The 806-nt window shown below is 34.0% G+C and carries 1 protein-coding gene; it reads left to right on the forward strand.

Annotated elements, in window-relative coordinates; genetic code table 11:
• Positions 1-33 precede the first annotated feature (33 nt).
• Complete coding sequence (locus tag BN338_RS10160; protein WP_039762104.1) at positions 34-429, forward strand: type II toxin-antitoxin system HicB family antitoxin; 396 nt, start codon at positions 34-36, stop codon at positions 427-429.
• Positions 430-806: the final 377 nt, after the last annotated feature.

The following is an 806-nucleotide window of genomic DNA, read 5'->3' on the forward strand; positions in this document are numbered from 1 at the left end:
ACAAGCAGGATGGTTACAAAAAGGAGAAGAAAAATGAAAAGATTTTTTGCTCTTGTTCATAAAGATGAAGATTCTGCTTTTGGTGTTCAATTTCCTGATTTTGAAGGTCTATTCTCTGCTGCTGATGAAGAAGAAAATCTTATCATCAATGCAACCGAAGCTTTGCAACTTTACTGTGAAGATATGGATACAGTGCCTGTTCCCTTAAAATTTGAAGAAGTGATACAACAGAAAGCTATCAAAAAAGCCTTATCAGAAGGAGCTTTTTTAATACAGGTTCCTTTTATTGAAAATGATTCAGAAGTCGTACGTACAAATATATCAATTGAACGAGGGCTTTTGCGTGCAATTGATAATTGTGCACAAGAAAGAGGTTTAACAAGATCTGCTTTTTTGGCAACAGCAGCCCGTCACGAGCTTAATATTTAGTTCACCAATATGGAGAAATTTCTCACTCTAGATTTTTTTGTAAAAGCGTATAATTACATATAATCTACAAAATATTAATGAAAATCAAAAGGCGGCAGGCAAACAAAACGCTATAGTCAAGAGTGATATAACTATCATTGATATCATATACACGGCATCTAATATTTCTGGACCTGTCATTTTCTTTCCCTCCTATACTGCTTAATATTTATAAATAAATTTTAAGCGGCATCGCTAATACCAATTGTAATTGCTTTTCCGAGAATATGGAGAGTGGATTCTAAAGCATCTAATTTTGTTGCGTGGTTTAAATCCAACAATCGGTCAATTTGTATTGAGTGAAGTTTTAAAAGACGCACGAGATCAGCTTTGCGTAA

Source organism: Bartonella queenslandensis AUST/NH15 (assembly GCF_000312585.1).
GTDB classification, from domain to species: Bacteria; Pseudomonadota; Alphaproteobacteria; order Rhizobiales; family Rhizobiaceae; genus Bartonella; species Bartonella queenslandensis_A.